At 51.4% G+C, this 16,137-nt stretch carries 14 protein-coding genes; 7 read left to right on the top strand and 7 right to left on the bottom strand.

The window, feature by feature from the left end; all coding sequences use genetic code 11:
* Window positions 1–230 precede the first annotated feature (230 nt).
* The gene (locus PDUR_RS06295) at window positions 231–1,637 is read right to left on the bottom strand and encodes an aminotransferase-like domain-containing protein (protein WP_042209130.1); all 1,407 of its coding nucleotides are present in this window, start codon (window positions 1,635–1,637) and stop codon (window positions 231–233) included.
* Window positions 1,638–1,779: 142 nt separating this feature from the next.
* Between PDUR_RS06295 and PDUR_RS06290 the strand changes: the two genes are divergently transcribed.
* From PDUR_RS06290 to glpX, 4 genes are all read left to right on the top strand, one after another.
* Window positions 1,780–2,766 (top strand): DMT family transporter, encoded by a 987-nt coding sequence (locus PDUR_RS06290; protein WP_081949416.1) that lies wholly within the window; start codon window positions 1,780–1,782, stop codon window positions 2,764–2,766.
* Window positions 2,767–2,881: 115 nt separating this feature from the next.
* The gene (locus PDUR_RS06285) at window positions 2,882–3,613 is read left to right on the top strand and encodes a helix-turn-helix transcriptional regulator (protein WP_081949415.1); all 732 of its coding nucleotides are present in this window, start codon (window positions 2,882–2,884) and stop codon (window positions 3,611–3,613) included.
* Window positions 3,614–3,631: 18 nt separating this feature from the next.
* A complete protein-coding gene (locus tag PDUR_RS06280; RefSeq protein WP_042205530.1) occupies window positions 3,632–4,432 on the top strand; it encodes a pyruvate, water dikinase regulatory protein in 801 nt (266 codons plus the stop codon).
* Window positions 4,433–4,494: 62 nt separating this feature from the next.
* Window positions 4,495–5,487: a class II fructose-bisphosphatase gene (gene glpX / locus PDUR_RS06275; RefSeq protein ID WP_042205529.1), complete on the top strand. Its 993-nt coding sequence runs from the start codon at window positions 4,495–4,497 to the stop codon at window positions 5,485–5,487.
* 84 nt (window positions 5,488–5,571) lie between these two features.
* Here the strand turns inward: glpX and PDUR_RS27145 are convergent, their stop codons facing one another.
* Entirely contained in the window at window positions 5,572–6,483 is a 912-nt protein-coding gene (locus PDUR_RS27145) for a GNAT family N-acetyltransferase (protein WP_169744892.1), read from the bottom strand.
* 140 nt (window positions 6,484–6,623) lie between these two features.
* Window positions 6,624–7,430, bottom strand: a complete 807-nt coding sequence (locus tag PDUR_RS27825) for a general stress protein (RefSeq protein WP_081949414.1) — start codon at window positions 7,428–7,430, stop codon at window positions 6,624–6,626.
* 338 nt (window positions 7,431–7,768) lie between these two features.
* Here PDUR_RS27825 and PDUR_RS06260 point away from each other — a divergent pair, with 338 nt between their 5' ends.
* The 3 genes from PDUR_RS06260 (at window position 7,769) to mgrA (ending at window position 10,316) form a co-directional block, all read left to right on the top strand.
* On the top strand, window positions 7,769–8,080 hold the full coding sequence (locus PDUR_RS06260) for a (2Fe-2S) ferredoxin domain-containing protein (protein ID WP_025333537.1): 312 nt from the start codon (window positions 7,769–7,771) through the stop codon (window positions 8,078–8,080).
* 284 nt (window positions 8,081–8,364) lie between these two features.
* On the top strand, window positions 8,365–9,207 hold the full coding sequence (locus PDUR_RS06255; protein ID WP_042205528.1) for an AraC family transcriptional regulator: 843 nt from the start codon (window positions 8,365–8,367) through the stop codon (window positions 9,205–9,207).
* A 119-nt stretch (window positions 9,208–9,326) separates the two neighbouring features.
* A complete protein-coding gene (gene mgrA, locus PDUR_RS06250) occupies window positions 9,327–10,316 on the top strand; it encodes an L-glyceraldehyde 3-phosphate reductase (protein ID WP_042205527.1) in 990 nt (329 codons plus the stop codon).
* A gap of 128 nt (window positions 10,317–10,444) precedes the next feature.
* Here mgrA and PDUR_RS06245 read toward each other — a convergent pair whose 3' ends face one another.
* From PDUR_RS06245 to PDUR_RS06230, 4 genes are all read right to left on the bottom strand, one after another.
* A complete protein-coding gene (locus PDUR_RS06245; protein ID WP_042205526.1) occupies window positions 10,445–11,719 on the bottom strand; it encodes an alkyl/aryl-sulfatase in 1,275 nt (424 codons plus the stop codon).
* A 106-nt stretch (window positions 11,720–11,825) separates the two neighbouring features.
* Window positions 11,826–12,224 carry a MarR family winged helix-turn-helix transcriptional regulator gene (locus tag PDUR_RS06240; RefSeq protein ID WP_330217242.1) on the bottom strand — a complete coding sequence of 133 codons (399 nt, stop codon included), beginning with the start codon at window positions 12,222–12,224 and terminating at the stop codon, window positions 11,826–11,828.
* A 355-nt stretch (window positions 12,225–12,579) separates the two neighbouring features.
* Complete coding sequence (locus PDUR_RS06235; RefSeq protein ID WP_042205524.1) at window positions 12,580–14,190, bottom strand: response regulator; 1,611 nt, start codon at window positions 14,188–14,190, stop codon at window positions 12,580–12,582.
* Entirely contained in the window at window positions 14,187–16,028 is a 1,842-nt protein-coding gene (locus PDUR_RS06230; protein ID WP_042205523.1) for a cache domain-containing sensor histidine kinase, read from the bottom strand. Before PDUR_RS06230 ends, PDUR_RS06235 begins: the two co-directional genes overlap by 4 nt.
* Between the last annotated feature and the right edge of the window lie 109 nt (window positions 16,029–16,137).

Here is a 16,137-nt window from a genome sequence, read left to right as displayed (position 1 = left end):
GTAATTGAAAGTAGGGTACAAAACTGTCCGCCAGACTGTGAAATAGGAGTAGCGTTTACTTAAGGTTGTATCATGAATACCGCTATTTGGCAATATATATGACGTACTATTTAATGATTTTATTTATATATGTCATATTTATTCTGCACGAATACAACAAAACAGGCATCCCGCGAGATAAACACCTCAGGATGCCTGCCGTATGCGAGGGCATATATGACCTACGCCGTTCAAAGATTCCGCATCAACTCCGCAAGCTTGCCCATCCCCTCTCGCAGGACATCTTCCGGGGTAAACGAATAGCTAAGACGAATCCACGACTTCATTTCTCCCAGCGGATCGCAGATTTCACCGGGCACGAAGGCAATCGACCGCTCCATGCTTTTGCGGAACAGAGTTTCGGGCGGAATATGCTCCGGCAGGTTCACCCAGAGGTTCAGACCGCCTTGAGGAGCCGTCCACCTGCACCCGGTCCCCGCAAGCTCACGCTCGGCTATCTCCTTGTGCACCTGCAGCGCGATGCGGAGCTTGGCCAAATGCCCCTGAAGCCGCGGCGAAGTAAAGTAGTGCAGAAAGATTTTCTGGTTCAGCAGCGGCGTCCCGTTATCCGCCATGAACTTCGCCGCGATCAGCTTGTCCATCAAAGGAAACCTGCAGATGACGGCGCAAATGCGCAGGCCCGGCGCCACATATTTACTGAAGCTGCCAAGGTACACGACCCAGCCTTCCGTATCATAAGAAAAAATCGGCGGCGGCGGTTCGGCGGCGAAATACATATCGCGGAAAGGATCGTCCTCGACGATCAGGCAGCGGTAACGCTCGGCCAGCTCGACAAGCCGTTTGCGCTGCCATACAGGGACGGTATATCCGGTCGGATTATGCTGCGTGGGGTTGATGTAGAAGAGCCGGGGTCTGTATTGCTCCATCAGCTTTTCGATTTCTTCCAGATCATAGCCTCCCGGCGTAATATCGACAGTAAGCAGCCGCGCCCCCCGCTGGCGGAAAATATCCAGCGCCACGCCGTAGGTCGGCCGCTCCACCAGTACGCAATCCATCGGCATAAGCATGATGCTGGCAATCAGATTGATCGCCTGTTGGGCTCCTGAAGTAATCAGCAGTTCTTCCGGCTCAGCCTGAAGCAATCTGCTCACGCGGAAATGTCCGCTTAAGAACTCGCGCAGCTCGTTATCGCCCTCCACGCCGGAATAGGTGCCCATCACCTTCGGGTAACGGTCGAACACCTCTTTAACATAATCGGACAAATACAGATTCGGCAGCAGATTGGGATCAATCAGCGCTTGGGAGAACTGGTATTTGACCGGCATGCGCTGAATGTCCGAGAGCCGGTTGCACATCCGGTAGCCCAAGGCCGTCTCTTCTTCGCCGCATCCATTTGGCGCCGCCGCAGGCGACACATAGTAGCCCGACTTGTCTTTGACATAGACCTTGCCGTCCTCTTTCAGCCGCTGGTACGCCTTGAAGACGGTCAGCCGGTGAATCCGGAGCTCCTCCGCCAGCAGCCGGACCGACGGCAGCTTGTCATGCACTCTCCACTCGCCCCGGTCGATCCGGGCAGTCATATATTCACAGACCTGCCGGAACAGCGGATGCTGCTCGTTGCCGGATATCTTGTTCATTCTTCCATCCCTTCCCGTATAATCCCTGTGCCATTCATTGTACCTCATTTCCCGCCCATCTGTTCTGTCCTGTTTCATCTGTTCTGTCTCCGCCCCGCTATGATGGGATGAAAATACATAAGTGATAAAGGAGCAATTGAACATGATTATTTTGGCTTACAGCCTCGTCTGTCTGATCTTCGGCACTACCTTTCTGGCGATTAAAATTGGCGTTGACGCCGGAGCCCCTCCCTTTTTCACCGCCGGACTCCGGTTTTTTGCCGCGGGAGCGCTGCTGCTGCTGTGGATGTCGTGGAAACGCAAAGCTTCCCTGTCCCTGCTGCTGCGCAAAGAGACGGCGCTAACCGGACTCGGGCTAACCTTCGGGACATTCGCCGCGCTGTATTGGGCCGAGCAGTATGTCTCCTCCGGCCTTGCCGCCGTACTATCCGCAACCGGACCGATCATGATTCTGCTGCTGCAATCCGTGATCCTGCGGAAAAAAGCTTCCGATCTGTCTCTCCTCGGCTGCCTGGTCGGATTCGCGGGCGTCCCGCTTCTCGTACTCCCCAGTCTGTCGGTTAATGTCTCCCCGCTCTGGCTTGCCGGCTGCGCCGTCATTCTGATCGGGGAATGGGCTTACGCATCGGGCACCCTGTATACCCGGACCGTCACCGCCCGCCTTCCGGATGTCCATCCCATCGCGCTGAATGCGGCGCAAATGATTTACGGCGGTGCGCTGATGCTCCTGCTCTCCCTCTTCGCGGAACGGCCAAGCATCAGCTACCTACTCTCCTTGAAGGCTGCCGGATCCTTTCTTTATCTGACGGTCATCGGTTCCATGGTCGGCCACAGCCTGTACTACTGGCTCGTTGCCAAGACGAACCCCGTCTTCCCGTCCACTTGGCTCTATATCTCTCCGCCGATCGCGGTCGGTGTGGGCATCCTTTTTTATGACGAGACGGTTTCATGGATGACCCTGCTGGGTGTAATAACTATCATAAGCGGAACGATGCTTGTCAACGCGAAGGCCTTGAAGCAGCTGCTCGCCAGATTCATCCCCGGTCCGTCTGTTAACAGACGTTCTGCCGGGACAGTTGCTTTAGGACAGAACTTCCGTATGCATAAAAAGATCAATAATGAGGATTAATCACAGTTATATAGCTCATTTTTCATATAAAATCTAAAATAGTACGTATTATATATTGCAATAAGGATTAATATTATGTATTATATAAGCAACGAAAGGGATTATTCTTCCAAACATGACGCGTTGGGGAAAGGGGGCGTCCACTCCGCGGCCCTTTCCTACAGAAGGATCGCTTTCTTGCATCAAGAAAGTGGAGGGATTTGCAATCGAACTAACTTCCCGGCAACTACAAATTATCGACATTGTTAAAAAGAACGCTCCAATCACCGGCGAGCAGATTGCCGAAGCTTTGCGGCTCAGCCGCCCGACCATCCGCGCGGATCTATCGCTGCTGGTCATGCTCGACTACATCGACGCCAAACCGAAGGTTGGCTATTTCCCGGGAGGGAAATCTTCCCGGGGTCTTGGCAGCGGCTATCTGCTGCAGGAAACGAAGGTTAAGGATATTCAAAGCGTGCCCATTATTATCCGGGAGACGACAACGGTGCACGACGCGGTCGTTACACTATTCCTCCAGGATGTCGGCACACTCATCATTTGCGACGAAGATGGCAAGCTGGCCGGGGTCGCCTCCCGCAAGGATTTCCTGAAGGTCACTCTTGGCAATCCAGGAGCCGCAACCATTCCGGTCAGCATGGTTATGACACGCCAGCCCAAGCTCATTACGGTCGAACCCGACGACACGGTGCTGGACGCCGCGCATAAAATGATTTTTCACGAGGTAGACAGTTTGCCGGTAGTGGTGCCCTGCGAGGGAGAAGAAGCCATTGGAAAGCTGGAAGTGGTAGGGCGGCTGACCAAGACTTCCATCGTAAAGCTTCTCCTCGATACCGAAGCTAAAGGATAACGGAGGAATCAAAAGAGCATGGATGAGCCTTCACATTTCATTACGATATGCTCGGATTCTTTAGGGGATACGGCGGAAGCTGTCGTTCAGGCCGTCTTACACCAATTCGAGAATCAGCGTGTCACGATCAAACGGTACGGAAATGTAAGACATGAGGATGAGCTGCGAAAGCTGCTTGAAGAAGCCGCCAAGCATAACGGCTTTGTCGCCTATACCCTGGTGCAGCCGGAGCTGCGGGAGACGATCCGCGAGGAAGCGGTCCGGCTGGACCTGCGCATCGTGGACATCATGGGGCCGATGATGCAGGCGTTCATTGACACTTTCAATGATGAGCCCCGCCAAAGGCCGGGCCTCTTGCATCAGCTCGATGAGAACTATTTCCGGCGGATCGAGGCGATTGAATTCACCGTCGCCAGTGACGACGGCCGGGATCTTGGCGCCATGCTGAAGGCGGATATCGTACTGCTCGGCATGTCGCGCACCTCGAAGACGCCGCTTGGCATCTTTCTTGCCCACCGCGGCAAGAAAGTGGTCAATTATCCGATCGTGCCGGAGATCAGCCCGCCGGGCCAGCTGTTCAAGCTTCCGCCCCAGCGGATGATCGGACTGACGATGGAACCGGAACATATGCTGAAGATCCGGTCGGAGCGTCTTAAGGTACTGGGACTTCCGGTCGACTCCCAGTATGCGAGTCTGAAACGGATCAAGGAAGAGATCAAGTACGCCGAAGCGCTGTTCGAGCGGCTCGGCTGCCCGGTCATTGATATTACCGACAAGGCAATTGAAGAAACTGCCGGACTTATTATGGGTTACATTTAAAAATCACCCCATAAAGTGAAGCTTCCAATAGAAATACAAAATATGGATGGAGGGAATTAACTATGGAACGCGAATTGGCTCTTGAGATTGTACGGGTGACGGAATTGGGTGCTTTGGCTTCGGCAAGCTGGATTGGCCGCGGGGATAAGGATGCCGCCGATGATGCGGCGACAACGGCCATTCGTTCCATGTTCGATTCCGTCTCCATCGACGGGACCGTAGTCATTGGCGAAGGCGAAATGGACGACGCCCCCATGCTGTATATCGGCGAGAAAGTCGGCAACAAGCGCGGACCGCTGGTCGATGTGGCTGTCGATCCGCTGGAAGGCACGGAGGTCGTCGCCGCCGGGCTGCAGAACGCCCAATCGGTCATCGCCATTGCCGACAAGGGTAGTCTGCTGCACGCTCCGGACATCTACATGGAGAAGCTGGCCTGCGGTCCCGAGCTGGTGGGCAAGCTCAGCCTTGAGGACCCGGTGGAAATTACGCTGACCAAAGCCGCCCATCATCTTGGCAAATCGCTGTCCGAGATGACCGTCATGGTGCTCGACCGCGAGCGGCACGCAGGGCTGATTAACTCCCTCCGCCAGGCAGGGGTGCGTATCAAGCTGCTCAGCCACGGCGATGTGGCGGGAGCGATCGCAGCCGCTCTGCCGGAAAGCGGCGTCGACCTGTACCTCGGCTCCGGCGGCGCTCCGGAAGGCGTGCTTGCCGCGGCGGCGCTGAAATGCCTTGGCGGCGAAATGCAGGGCCAGCTGCTGCCGCAAGGTCCGTTCGAGCTGCAGCGCTGCATGCGGATGGGCATTGCCAATCCGACGCGCGTGCTGTACATGGACGATATGGTCGGAACGGGCGACGTGATTTTTGCCGCGACCGGGGTAACCTCCGGCGAATTCCTGAATGGCGTCCGCTTCATCGGCAAGGATCGCGCTGAGACGCATTCCGTCATCATGCGGGCGCAAAGCCGGACGATCCGCTACATCCGCAGCATCCATTTCCTTCCCGGCAAGGAAATCCCGCAAGGAACTGCGGGTAAGAAGGTTGCTTCCCTGTAAAATCACTCCATATTGTAACAAGCGAAGACCGTGCCCGCTCTGACTGAGGGGCACGGTCTTCTTCATGCGCTACCGCCTGCTTGCTTACCGAAAATGAACGCTAAGCAGCTCAAATTTATAGCATATCGCGGATTCGACTTGTTCGAAGCCTTCCTGAAGATACAATGCCTTCGCCCGTTCATTTTCCGCGTTGACGCACAGAATCGTTCCCGTATAGCCCTTTTCCTTGGCAAATTGCAGGACAGCCCGCAGCAGAATTCTTCCCAGCCCTTTCCCCTGGTATTCCGGAAGGAGAGCAAGCGGTCCGATATTCATAATTGGCGAACCTTCATACTGGTCTGCGCTTCCTCTGACAATGCCCACAGGCTTGTCCCCGTCATACAGGATCATCATTCCGCCGTCAATAGAATCCTCCCCTGCAGCCATCTTCAGCACCATCTCGGGCGTAACGGGCGTTTCGCTGCCCTGAAGCTTGGCGAATCCCGTATTTCGGATTCCGCTCCAAATTTCCGCATCGCTTCCCGGACGGAAAGGTCGGACTGCATACCCTTTCGGCAGGCTAAATGCCGCCGTCTCCCGGCAGCCGTTTACCAGCAGGCAGGAATATCGCTCCACTACAAAATCCAGCTCCTCCATCGCCCGCATCAGCTCCGGGTTGACAGACGGCACAAAAATATTTAACTTGTCCAGTCCCTCCGTATGTTTAAGCACAGCCGCTAACAGCATTTCATATACGTTCATGTCTTCCGTTTCCGAATGAAATATTCTGAAGCGGGCCTTTCGTCCTCTCCGATTGTAATCATCCACAATAAGCGAAACGGCCGCCACCAGCTCACCCTCCCGGTTAATTCCGATGTAGGTGGGATTGTCCGATCCGGGCTGAAAGCCATTCAAATCTTCGTCGTACAGAAACGACTCATCGATTTCACTTCTGTGTTTCTTGCAGTAGGCTATGAACTCCGCCAGCCGGTCAGGCTGCAATGCTTCAATTCTCAACTTCATCTTCCCCTTATGTATCATTCGCAGACAAGAGCGGCCCTCCTTGCCCTTTTGGGCTTGAGAGACCGCTCTTCGCTTTTTGGGCTTTTCTCCACTTTTTTCTCTGATAAGGCCTCTTAACACTTATTATACGCCCTTCAATCACCGATTTCTTTATGAAGGACCGGCAGATTATCGTGCGGACGCTGCTTACGTTCCATGTTCATGCCGGTATCAGCCAGGAGTCTGCCGGAAACGTCTCGCGCTTTATCAGGTCCAGTCATGTCCAAGTCTTCCCGGGCTCTCGACGGATTCGAGTTCATCGTATCCAGCCTGGTGTCATCTGTGCCCTTAAGGCCGAATCCATTGAATGCGCTATCAACAGAATCCGCCTCCCATCTGTCGTTCATCGGATCATTGACTATTGAGACGTCAGTCATCCTGCTGCCAGGCATCGTATCCGTATCTACATAATGATAGCTGTTCCGTGAGTTCCGCATTCGAAAAATTTCATAGACTTCATTCTCCTGAGAGGTATCCGCATCGACCATAACCAGAATACAACCTTCATCCACATGAAAATTGTAGGTTTCCGCTTCATCCTCCGGAATGCCAAGACCGATCAACCCTCCGACAAGACCGCCGGTTCCGGCGCCCACAACTGCACCAGTCAACACCGCTGCAACGGGACCTGCCGCAATGATCGGCCCAATACCCGGGATCGCCAGCGCGCCAATACCGGCGAGCAGTCCGGTGACTCCGCCGAGCAGGCCGCCCGCCGCCGCTCCTGAAGCCATCCCTTCGATAGCTCTCGTTCCCGTTTCTTCGCTGATTGCATTCATATCCTCTCTATTTCTCGCAATAACGGAGATATCCTCTGTTCGAAAACCATGAATCTTTAAATCCCCGATCGCATTAGACGCATCGTGCTCGTTCGTAAAGACGCCCACAATCCTCTTATTCATAACGATTACCTCCTGAAATTATTTAAATTTTAGATTACATTGCTCATAGCTTACTTAACCAAATCAATTCTGAATAAACTGTGAATCGACGACCGTAAAGAGGAATCCTCAAAAATAATTTCTAAACAGAAAAGAAGCTGTAATATGATAAAAAATCGTCAAAAAATCCATCACAAGTTATAGTCGCGTCATTATATATTACGTAATATGTGAAATAAATTTCAGATTATTGAATCTTTTGGAACACTCGCTCCTTTTTCCTTACAAACGGTAACAAAAGGACTATACTTCATGCTAAAGGTGTAAATAAAAGCAACGCAAACCAAGGAGGAAAAACCATGAACATGCGGCTGAAGGTATTAAAGAAACATCTGCTGTTTTGTTGCAGCGAGCACTGTAATAACCAGGACGTAGAAGAAGTTATGCAGGCTTTCAAGGAAGAGCTTGTCGAACAAGGGATCAATAAGACGGTTAAGATCAACAAGACCAGCTGTCTTGGCCTTTGCGGCAACGGCCCGTTTCTCATTGTCTATCCGGACGGAGTATGGTACTACAATGTGACCACTGACGATGTTCAGCGTATCGTTAAGGAGCATCTGGTTGAAGGCAATCCTGTGGATGAGCTGGTCATGCTGAAAATGGAAGCTTAAGCTTTTCCCATCCGAATACAAGAATAGGTCTCATCAATCGTTCGCCGGCTCCGTATGGAAAGCCGGTTTTTATTTTGCAACATACGCACTCCAAAAAAGCACCCGCAAACCTCCCGGCACCCGAATACGGCAACCGGCTTGATTTGCGGGTATTTGCACTTCATGACCTGCTTGCGGTTCACATTAACTTCAATTTATCAATTTACGTTTGCCTTTAAGGTATAATGAGGTGGTGAAGCGCTTGACCGCTATACCTTAATTTTTTCAGCAAGGAGCGCAAAAATATGGCCATCTTTCATTACAACGCAGAGCAGCCATTCGGTGTCTCTCCGGATCTGCATCTCCTGTTCTGGGGCCGAGAGCAATGCGCTCCCGGACATGCCTTCGGTCCCGGCTTCAGAGACTACTTCAAAATCCATTTCGTTCATAAAGGGACCGGCAAGGTTGTGGTGGCTGGACAATCCCATATCCTGACGCCAGGACAGGCCTTTCTGACTTATCCCCGGGTCGTTGCCTCCTACGCCGCCGATGAGAGCGATCCTTGGAACTACTCCTGGATCGCCTTCACGGGAGAAAGGGTGAAGCCGCTTCTGTCCAGAACAACCCTGTCGCCCGAATATCCCGTTTTTCCCATGGATGGCGTGGTGATGAACGGGCTTTATGACAGGCTGACAGAGGCCGCCGCGACCAGCGGCGCGCTCGATCTGCCGCTAACGGCGATTCTGTACGAATTCCTGGCGGCTCTACTTCGCTCCGTCCCTGCGGCTGCAGCGGATTCCGCTGTGCAAGGACGCAAGAACGAGCATGTGGAGAAGTGCCTGCATTTTATAGAGGCCCATTACTGCGAGAATATCACGATGGAAATGATGTCTGAAATGCTGCAGCTTAACCGCAAATACGTATCCGCGCTCTTCAAGCATGTTGTCGGCATGCCGCCGCGCCAGTACCTGCTGGGCTACCGTATGGCCAAAGCGTGCGAGCTGCTCACCCGAACCGATTGCACCATCGGAGAGATTGCCCGCTCGATCGGTTATGAGGATGCGCTCCTGTTCTCACGAATGTTCAAAAAGGTCCAAGGCTGCTCGCCCAAGAGCTACCGGGAAGGTCATGCAAATCTGACATTATGATATATTTTCCTCCCTTGCTGACATTCGTTTGTTTCCTCATTTCCGCTACAATGAAAGCGCAGCAATAACAGCTCACCCGTCAGGGTGAACGCCAATTCATTGCAGGAGGGTATTCTACGATGTACACGGCCAATACGGACAGATACGAGAATATGGTTTATAACCGCTGCGGACGCAGCGGCCTGCGCCTGCCGGCGATTTCGCTCGGCCTATGGCATAACTTCGGCGGGATCGACGCACTTGAGAACGGCAGAGCCATGATCCGAAGAGCGTTCGATCTGGGCATTACGCATTTCGATCTCGCGAACAATTACGGACCGCCCCCAGGCTCCGCCGAGGAGAACTTCGGCGCCATCCTGAAAAAAGATTTTCTTCCTTACCGGGACGAGATGATCATCTCCAGCAAGGCCGGTTTCTATATGTGGCCGGGTCCATACGGAGAATGGGGCTCCAAGAAGTATCTCGTCGCAAGTCTCGATCAGAGCCTGAAACGGATGGGCCTGGATTATGTCGATATTTTCTATCACCACCGTCCAGATCCCGACACCCCGCTTGAGGAAACGATGGCCGCGCTGGATCTGATCGTCCGCCAAGGTAAGGCGCTCTACGTCGGCATTTCCAATTACCGCGCCGAGGAGGCCCGGGAAGCGGTGCAGATTCTTCGGAGACTCGGCACCCCTTGCCTGATCCATCAGCCGAATTACTCCATGCTGTCCCGCTGGATCGAAGATGGACTTCAAGATGTGCTTGAGGAGGAGGGCGTGGGTACGATCGCCTTTTCACCGCTGCAAAAAGGCATCCTAACGGACCGCTACCTGAACGGCATCGCTCCGGATTCCCGCGCAGCCGGACCAAGCGCATTCCTGTCCGAGAATGATCTCACGGAAGAGGTGCTCGGCAAGGTCCAGCGCCTTAATGAAGTGGCGGCGGCACGCGGACAGAAAATGTCCCAGCTCGCCTTGTCCTGGGTGCTTCGCGGAGGCAAAGTGACCTCAGCGCTGATTGGCGCAAGCAAGGTCAGCCAGATCGAGGACGCCGCCGCCGCCCTGAGAGCGCCCGAGCTCAGCGCGGAAGAGCTGGCGAAGATTGAGGAAATATTGCGGGGATAGCTTGGCTCAACTCGCGGACACAACATAGCGGCCATGTATCTGCGGCAGCCTTCGGGCGGGGGATGCATGGCCGTTAATTATACTATCGTGTCCCGTTAGCTCAACAGATACTCCAATTTTATGCCATGTCAATTTTCTAATAATTCTTTAGCGTAAGCAATATAATAGTGCCTTCCGTTTGCACTGGTTTCTAACTTTGACATTGCCATTAAGCCTTCCGATTTTAATTGTTTGGCAATTTTAATTTCTCTTTCCGCACTGATTAACAGGTCACAAAGCTCAACTGCCCATTGTGCTTCCTGATCTTCCAACGCTTTTTTGATTTCTGTTATTGTCTTTTCCTCACTGCCGATTAAATCCAACATTTTTGCTGCATGTGTTTTTGGTGGCAGTTTATTTAAATTCGTTGGATTGCCATCAAACCATCCAAGATAACCGTTGTAAATGCTACGCACAGTCCATGCTACAGTACCATAGAATTCACCTAAATATGGGAGCTTATCAAGTTTTTCAGGCAACGTTATGATACTTGCCAATTCATCTATTGTTAATCCCTTATTCATGCCCTTCAGTGTTTCTGTAAGTACATATTCGATTGCATCTCGGAAGTTTGACAATACTTCCTGTACATGATTTCTCCCGATTAACGGTTTTGTATGACCTGGCAAAACATATTCAGCAGGATAGGATAAGATTAAATTGAGTGATTCAACCCACGCACTGACATCTCTGTATTGGCTACCACGGAGGGCATATAAATTTGGAAAGCAGCCGTAATAATTATCACCACAGCAAAGCACTTTATTATCTGGCAGCCAAATAAATATCTGGTCATCCGTTTCGCCAAGTGCTGGTACTAATTCTACACGGATGCCGTCTATCGTACGATTCACTTTTTCTTCTTTGTAGACTGTCGTCGGAGGAAAAAAGGTACGTTTCCCTTCCCCCACAACTAACCCCTCTCGAATCCCAATACCTTGAGTAATTACCTCGTCATCCGACAGATGATAACCAAATTGATAGGAACTTCTTTTATTAAGTATATCGTTTAATTCATCGGTACGCCCCAGTACAGGTTTCATCGGTGCAAATGCGATAACCTCTTCAACCGTATCACTAAAAACACCTGCACCGCCTCGATGGTCAGGATGACCATGAGTGTAAATAATCGTTTTAACAGGTTTTTCAGTAATGTTAGCAATGATTTTTTTCAATTTTACAGCCCTTGCATCTGTTTCAAAGGTATCAATTAAAATAACAGAGTTCTCTGCTTCTATAATAATTGAATTGCTATGGGCGTATCCCATGACATGATAAATGCCACTCGTTATTTCCGTTACAGTTGGAGGATAGGCAGTTTCTGCAAAAGTTTTCAGTGATTGTTCTCCATTTTCTTTCAACATCTTCAACATCCCACTTTCTATTTATCATATTTTATATTAACCATAATTTTATACATTAATTAAAATTTATAATTATATAGACATCTATGCATTGTGCCAAAAAATGTTAGAATCTGCTTAAAATTCTTTCTAACAAGTGTTCCAGTTGTTCTTTTTCAGTGATATGTAAATCACCGTAAATGACATTGTTTAATTTTTCCGAAATCTCACGAAAAATTGGTTTCAGTTGGATACCTTTTTCAGTAAGGTTGATTAGAGTTACTCTGCTATCCTCCTCACTTTTTTTTCTTACTACATAACCTAATTTCTCTAACTTATCCACTAATACTGTTACTGTTGGCTGAGTGCGATGATTTTTTTCAACCAATTCCTTCACAGACAATCCGTTTTTTTCGTAAAGGTACATTAAAATATCTCCGTGAGAAGGAGCGATACCTTCCACTCCATGCTTCCCAAGCTCCGACAAAATCATTTTGTTGGCGGCATCTCTAATCTTTCCAAACATTGAAATTGCATTATACTTTAACATATTTACTATTATGCATAGATATCTATGTATTTTCAAGTGAATGATCGTTATTTAACTATCCTGCCAGTTACTTCAATAATAACCAGTGAGCAGCTACCGCAGTAATCTAGCGTTCTCCGTTAGCTTAATAATGAACGGAATAATTAAAGGGCATCCATAGATGCTATTGAACCTGATTAGCTAAGTCTATTAGGTTTGCGCATAACTGCCCGTTTAGAAAGCAATACTTGTATCGCTAACGTCGGAAGCATTGCTTTCTAAAAGGACTGCGAAGCCGTTTCTTCTTGTATACAGAAACATCTCCACGCCGAAACGCATGCACAGACGCACTTCACTCCTCCTCCCGCTTCCGGAATTCCCGCGGCGTCTGTCCCGTCGCCTTCTTGAACACGCGGCTGAAATACTTCTCGTCTTCGTAGCCGACCAGTTCAGCAATCCGCGACAGGCGCATCTCCGAGTTCTGCAGCAGTTCCTTGGCCTTGTCGATCCGCAAATTCGTTAAATAGTCGGACAGATTTTCACCTGTAACCTGTTTGAACTTGCGCGAGACGTTCTCCCGGCTGAGGAAGAAGCGGTCCGCGATATGCTGCAGCGTAATCTCCTGCTGGAAATTCTTATCCAGATAATCCCTGATTTCCAGTATGATTCGGCTGTCCGAGCTGCGGGAAATTTTGCTTTCGCCGACCTTTGCCAACAGATACGCCTTTACCCCTTCCCTCCAGCGTTCGATAGAGAAGTTGCCGCTCTCATCCATCCCCGCCGGGAAGGACGGTTCATCACTCAAGGCCTCCTCGCTGCCGGCCCATTCCTGCCGCCACTTGGTCAGCACATGCTCAAGCCGTTCCTCCCAAACTTTAAGGCCGCTCATGGTCAGCACACCGCTTCCGGCAATCGAACCGGTCCACTCCTCAAGACTTCGGACGATTTTCTCCGTATCGCCCGACAGCAGCGAGAGCCCCAGCTTCTCCAGCAGCCCAGCGTTCTTAGCCCCTCCGTCCGGCGCCGCTTCGGGCCGATCCTTCCGGTACAAATGAATTCGGTTTCCCTTCTCTAGAAGATTCCGCTCCGCTAACCCCTGCCTTGCCTGTGAAAAAGCGGCGCACAGCCCTTCCGGAAAGGGAAGGACCGTGCTTAGCCCGATATCGAGCGGAATGCCGTACGCCCGCTTGACCGACTCGTTAATCTCTAGCAGCAGGCTCTCTGCCTCATCCACACCGTCCCAGAACAGCACGGCCACATCCGCGCCTTCATGCCAGTAACGAAACGCAAAGCCCTGCTTCCGCGAGCTTACGATTTCATTGCAGACATTGGCCAGAACGAAGGATGTCAGTTGAATATCGCCCTGGAACCTTTGCAGCAGCTGGCCTCCCGAGGACTGAAGGGAAATGACGGCTGTCCGGCAGCGCTTCGCGTTCCTCGGAAGCCCGAGTTCCTTGAACAGCGCCTCCTCCAGATCCTGAAAGGCGATGGTGCCGTTAACCAGATCCGAAAGCGTCTTGTCCCAATACAGCGGACGGAGAACGTTGAGCTGGATATTTTGATGGAAGGTCCGTTCTCTCTCCAGCTTCTCCTCCTTCCATTTCTGAAAGGCGCGCTCGGCGGCGGAGATCAGCTGCTTGCTGTTCAGCGGCTTAAGCAGATAATCGACTCCCCCGTATACTATAGCCGGCTTAACATAGTCGAAATCCTGATAGCCGCTGATTACAATGGTCTTCGTGTAAGGAGAATAGCGGTGCAGCCATTCCAGCAGCTGGGCGCCGTCCATGAGCGGCATCCGCATATCTGTAAATACGACCGCTGGCTGCTGCTCCAGAATGATTTCCATCGCTTCCTTGCCATTCGTGGCTTCGTATATATCGCGGACGTCGTATTTTTCCCAAGGTACAAAATAGCGGATGGCTTCGCGCACATGCTTTTCATCGTCTACAATCAGTACTTTCATTCCGTTCTCTCTTCCTTCCTGCCGGCTGTATTATCCAGGGGTATAATCATGACGACCTCCGCTCCGTCTTCGCCGCCTTGCAGATGAAGCTGCGACCGTTCACTGATCTGAAGCCGAAGCCTCGCAAGCACGTTGCGGAGCCCGATCCCTTCCTCCCCGCTGTGCTCCGTCCGTTCAAGACAGTCCCTTACTTCCTTCAACCGTTCGTCCGAAATGCCTTTGCCGTTATCCCGGACCATGATGACCAGCCGGCCTTCCGCATCCAGCTTGCCTGTAATGGAGATCACTCCATCCTTAATCCCGTCGCGGAAACCGTGCTTGAATATATTCTCCACCAATGGCTGCAGAATCATTTTCGGCACGAAAATACCGCTTGCTCTTTCCTCGACATCGACGTCCATCCGCAAATTCTCCTCGCCGAAGCGCTCCCTTTGCAGAGCCACATAATTTTGCACATGCTCAATCTCATCTTGAAGCGTCACCTGGTTCCCGTCCGTCGTCATCGAATACCGCATCATGCTGCCCAAGGAGTAAATGAGATCATATATTTTCGGAGCGTTATACCTGAGGGACAGGGTGGCGATCGACTGCAGCGCATTGTACAGAAAATGCGGATTGACCTGGGCCTGCAGCACCTTCAGCTGGTTCGTCTTATTGGCGATTTCCAGCCGGTATTCCTGAAGAATCAAGTCGTTGATCGTACGGGTCATATCGGTAATCTTGCGGGCCAGCAGCCCGAATTCATCCACGCGCACCAAATCAACGGAAGCGTCAAGCTGTCCGATCTGCACCTTCTGCGTATAGGAAATCAGCTTCTTGATCGGTCTTGTGAAGCCGATGGAGATCAAGACGCCCGCAATTACCGCGATAATCAGAAAAAGCACGCCGATTCCAGTATTGATGCGGCTAATGGTCCGCGCGTCTCTGTACAGGTCCTCATAGGGTACCAGCTTAATAATATTGCCTTTAAAAATAGCCGAGTCAATATGCCTATACATAATAATACCCTTAAACTCCTTATTATTCCATGAGAAATGACCGCTGCCCGCTCCCTGCGGAAGCTTGCTCCAGCTTGCTTCAATCGGCTTGCCGATCCAATCCCCGCCCGAAGCATATAGGACCTTTCCCTGCTCATCCACAATATAGAGACGCTCGGTTCCGGAGTTGTACATCGATTTGGATATTGTTTCCAGCTCCGTCAACCGGAAGTCGAGCGACAGATCGGCAATAACTTCGTTGCTGGGCGTCCGGTAGATGGGATAATGGACGCTGAACACCGGCGTCTCTCCCGCTTTATAGTTCGGAAATCCCGACTTCACGCCGTATTGATGATCCATATGTGTCGCTTCTATGAACGGCCGGTTCGAACCGTCGGGATTCGGCAGAGGCGTATACCGGTTATTGATTTCCCTGCGGAACAGCCCTTTCAGCAGCGTGTTGGACTGTTTGTTAGCCCTTACATAAAGATGGATCTGAAAAATATTCCGGTCGGACAGGAACAGATTGTACAATTGGGTGGACACGATGTTGCGGTTGTCCGGCTGAACGGTCCCTTTTGGAAGCGCATTCGGGTTCTTGACTGACAGAATGGAGGTATAGAATGAGCCCTGTACATTGATCCCGCTGTATATGCTCAGCGAACGCTGATTGATTCCCTGAAAATAATTATCCAGGTTGGCCGCCCCGAGCGCCAGCAGCCTGCGGTTCTGGTCTAAGGACTGCTCAGTCACCGATTGCTTCGTGTACAGATACGAGAATATGACCGAGACGCCTGCCGGAATGACGGCGGCCAGCAGCACGAGCGCCATCAGCCGGTTGCGAATGCTGTGTTTGAACATGTGTCTTATTCCTCCTTGGCTCTTCCGCCCTGCCTGCCCAAGCAGCAATATAATCCACCTTAACGGTCACCAAATTGAGTGTTGACGGCTCTCCGTCCTGCCTATAATG

It is taken from the genome of Paenibacillus durus, from assembly GCF_000756615.1.
Lineage (GTDB): Bacteria > Bacillota > Bacilli > Paenibacillales > Paenibacillaceae > Paenibacillus_AQ > Paenibacillus_AQ durus.
Note: the sequence above shows the minus strand (reverse complement) of the source record. Positions and strands in the feature narration are given on the sequence as shown.

What these genes read in the sequence shown, in the direction of transcription:
- PDUR_RS06285 (WP_081949415.1), top strand. Translation starts at nt 2,882, where the DNA reads ATGACGCGTTGGGGAAAGGGGGCGTCCACTCCGCGGCCCTTTCCTACA.
- PDUR_RS06230 (WP_042205523.1), bottom strand. Translation starts at nt 16,028, where the DNA reads ATGTTCAAACACAGCATTCGCAACCGGCTGATGGCGCTCGTGCTGCTG.
- PDUR_RS06240 (WP_330217242.1), bottom strand. Translation starts at nt 12,224, where the DNA reads ATGTTTGGAAAGATTAGAGATGCCGCCAACAAAATGATTTTGTCGGAG.
- PDUR_RS06280 (WP_042205530.1), top strand. Translation starts at nt 3,632, where the DNA reads ATGGATGAGCCTTCACATTTCATTACGATATGCTCGGATTCTTTAGGG.
- PDUR_RS27825 (WP_081949414.1), bottom strand. Translation starts at nt 7,430, where the DNA reads ATGAATAAGAGGATTGTGGGCGTCTTTACGAACGAGCACGATGCGTCT.
- PDUR_RS06245 (WP_042205526.1), bottom strand. Translation starts at nt 11,719, where the DNA reads ATGTTGAAAGAAAATGGAGAACAATCACTGAAAACTTTTGCAGAAACT.
- glpX (WP_042205529.1), top strand. Translation starts at nt 4,495, where the DNA reads ATGGAACGCGAATTGGCTCTTGAGATTGTACGGGTGACGGAATTGGGT.
- PDUR_RS06295 (WP_042209130.1), bottom strand. Translation starts at nt 1,637, where the DNA reads ATGAACAAGATATCCGGCAACGAGCAGCATCCGCTGTTCCGGCAGGTC.
- PDUR_RS06290 (WP_081949416.1), top strand. Translation starts at nt 1,780, where the DNA reads ATGATTATTTTGGCTTACAGCCTCGTCTGTCTGATCTTCGGCACTACC.
- mgrA (WP_042205527.1), top strand. Translation starts at nt 9,327, where the DNA reads ATGTACACGGCCAATACGGACAGATACGAGAATATGGTTTATAACCGC.
- PDUR_RS06235 (WP_042205524.1), bottom strand. Translation starts at nt 14,190, where the DNA reads ATGAAAGTACTGATTGTAGACGATGAAAAGCATGTGCGCGAAGCCATC.
- PDUR_RS06255 (WP_042205528.1), top strand. Translation starts at nt 8,365, where the DNA reads ATGGCCATCTTTCATTACAACGCAGAGCAGCCATTCGGTGTCTCTCCG.
- PDUR_RS06260 (WP_025333537.1), top strand. Translation starts at nt 7,769, where the DNA reads ATGAACATGCGGCTGAAGGTATTAAAGAAACATCTGCTGTTTTGTTGC.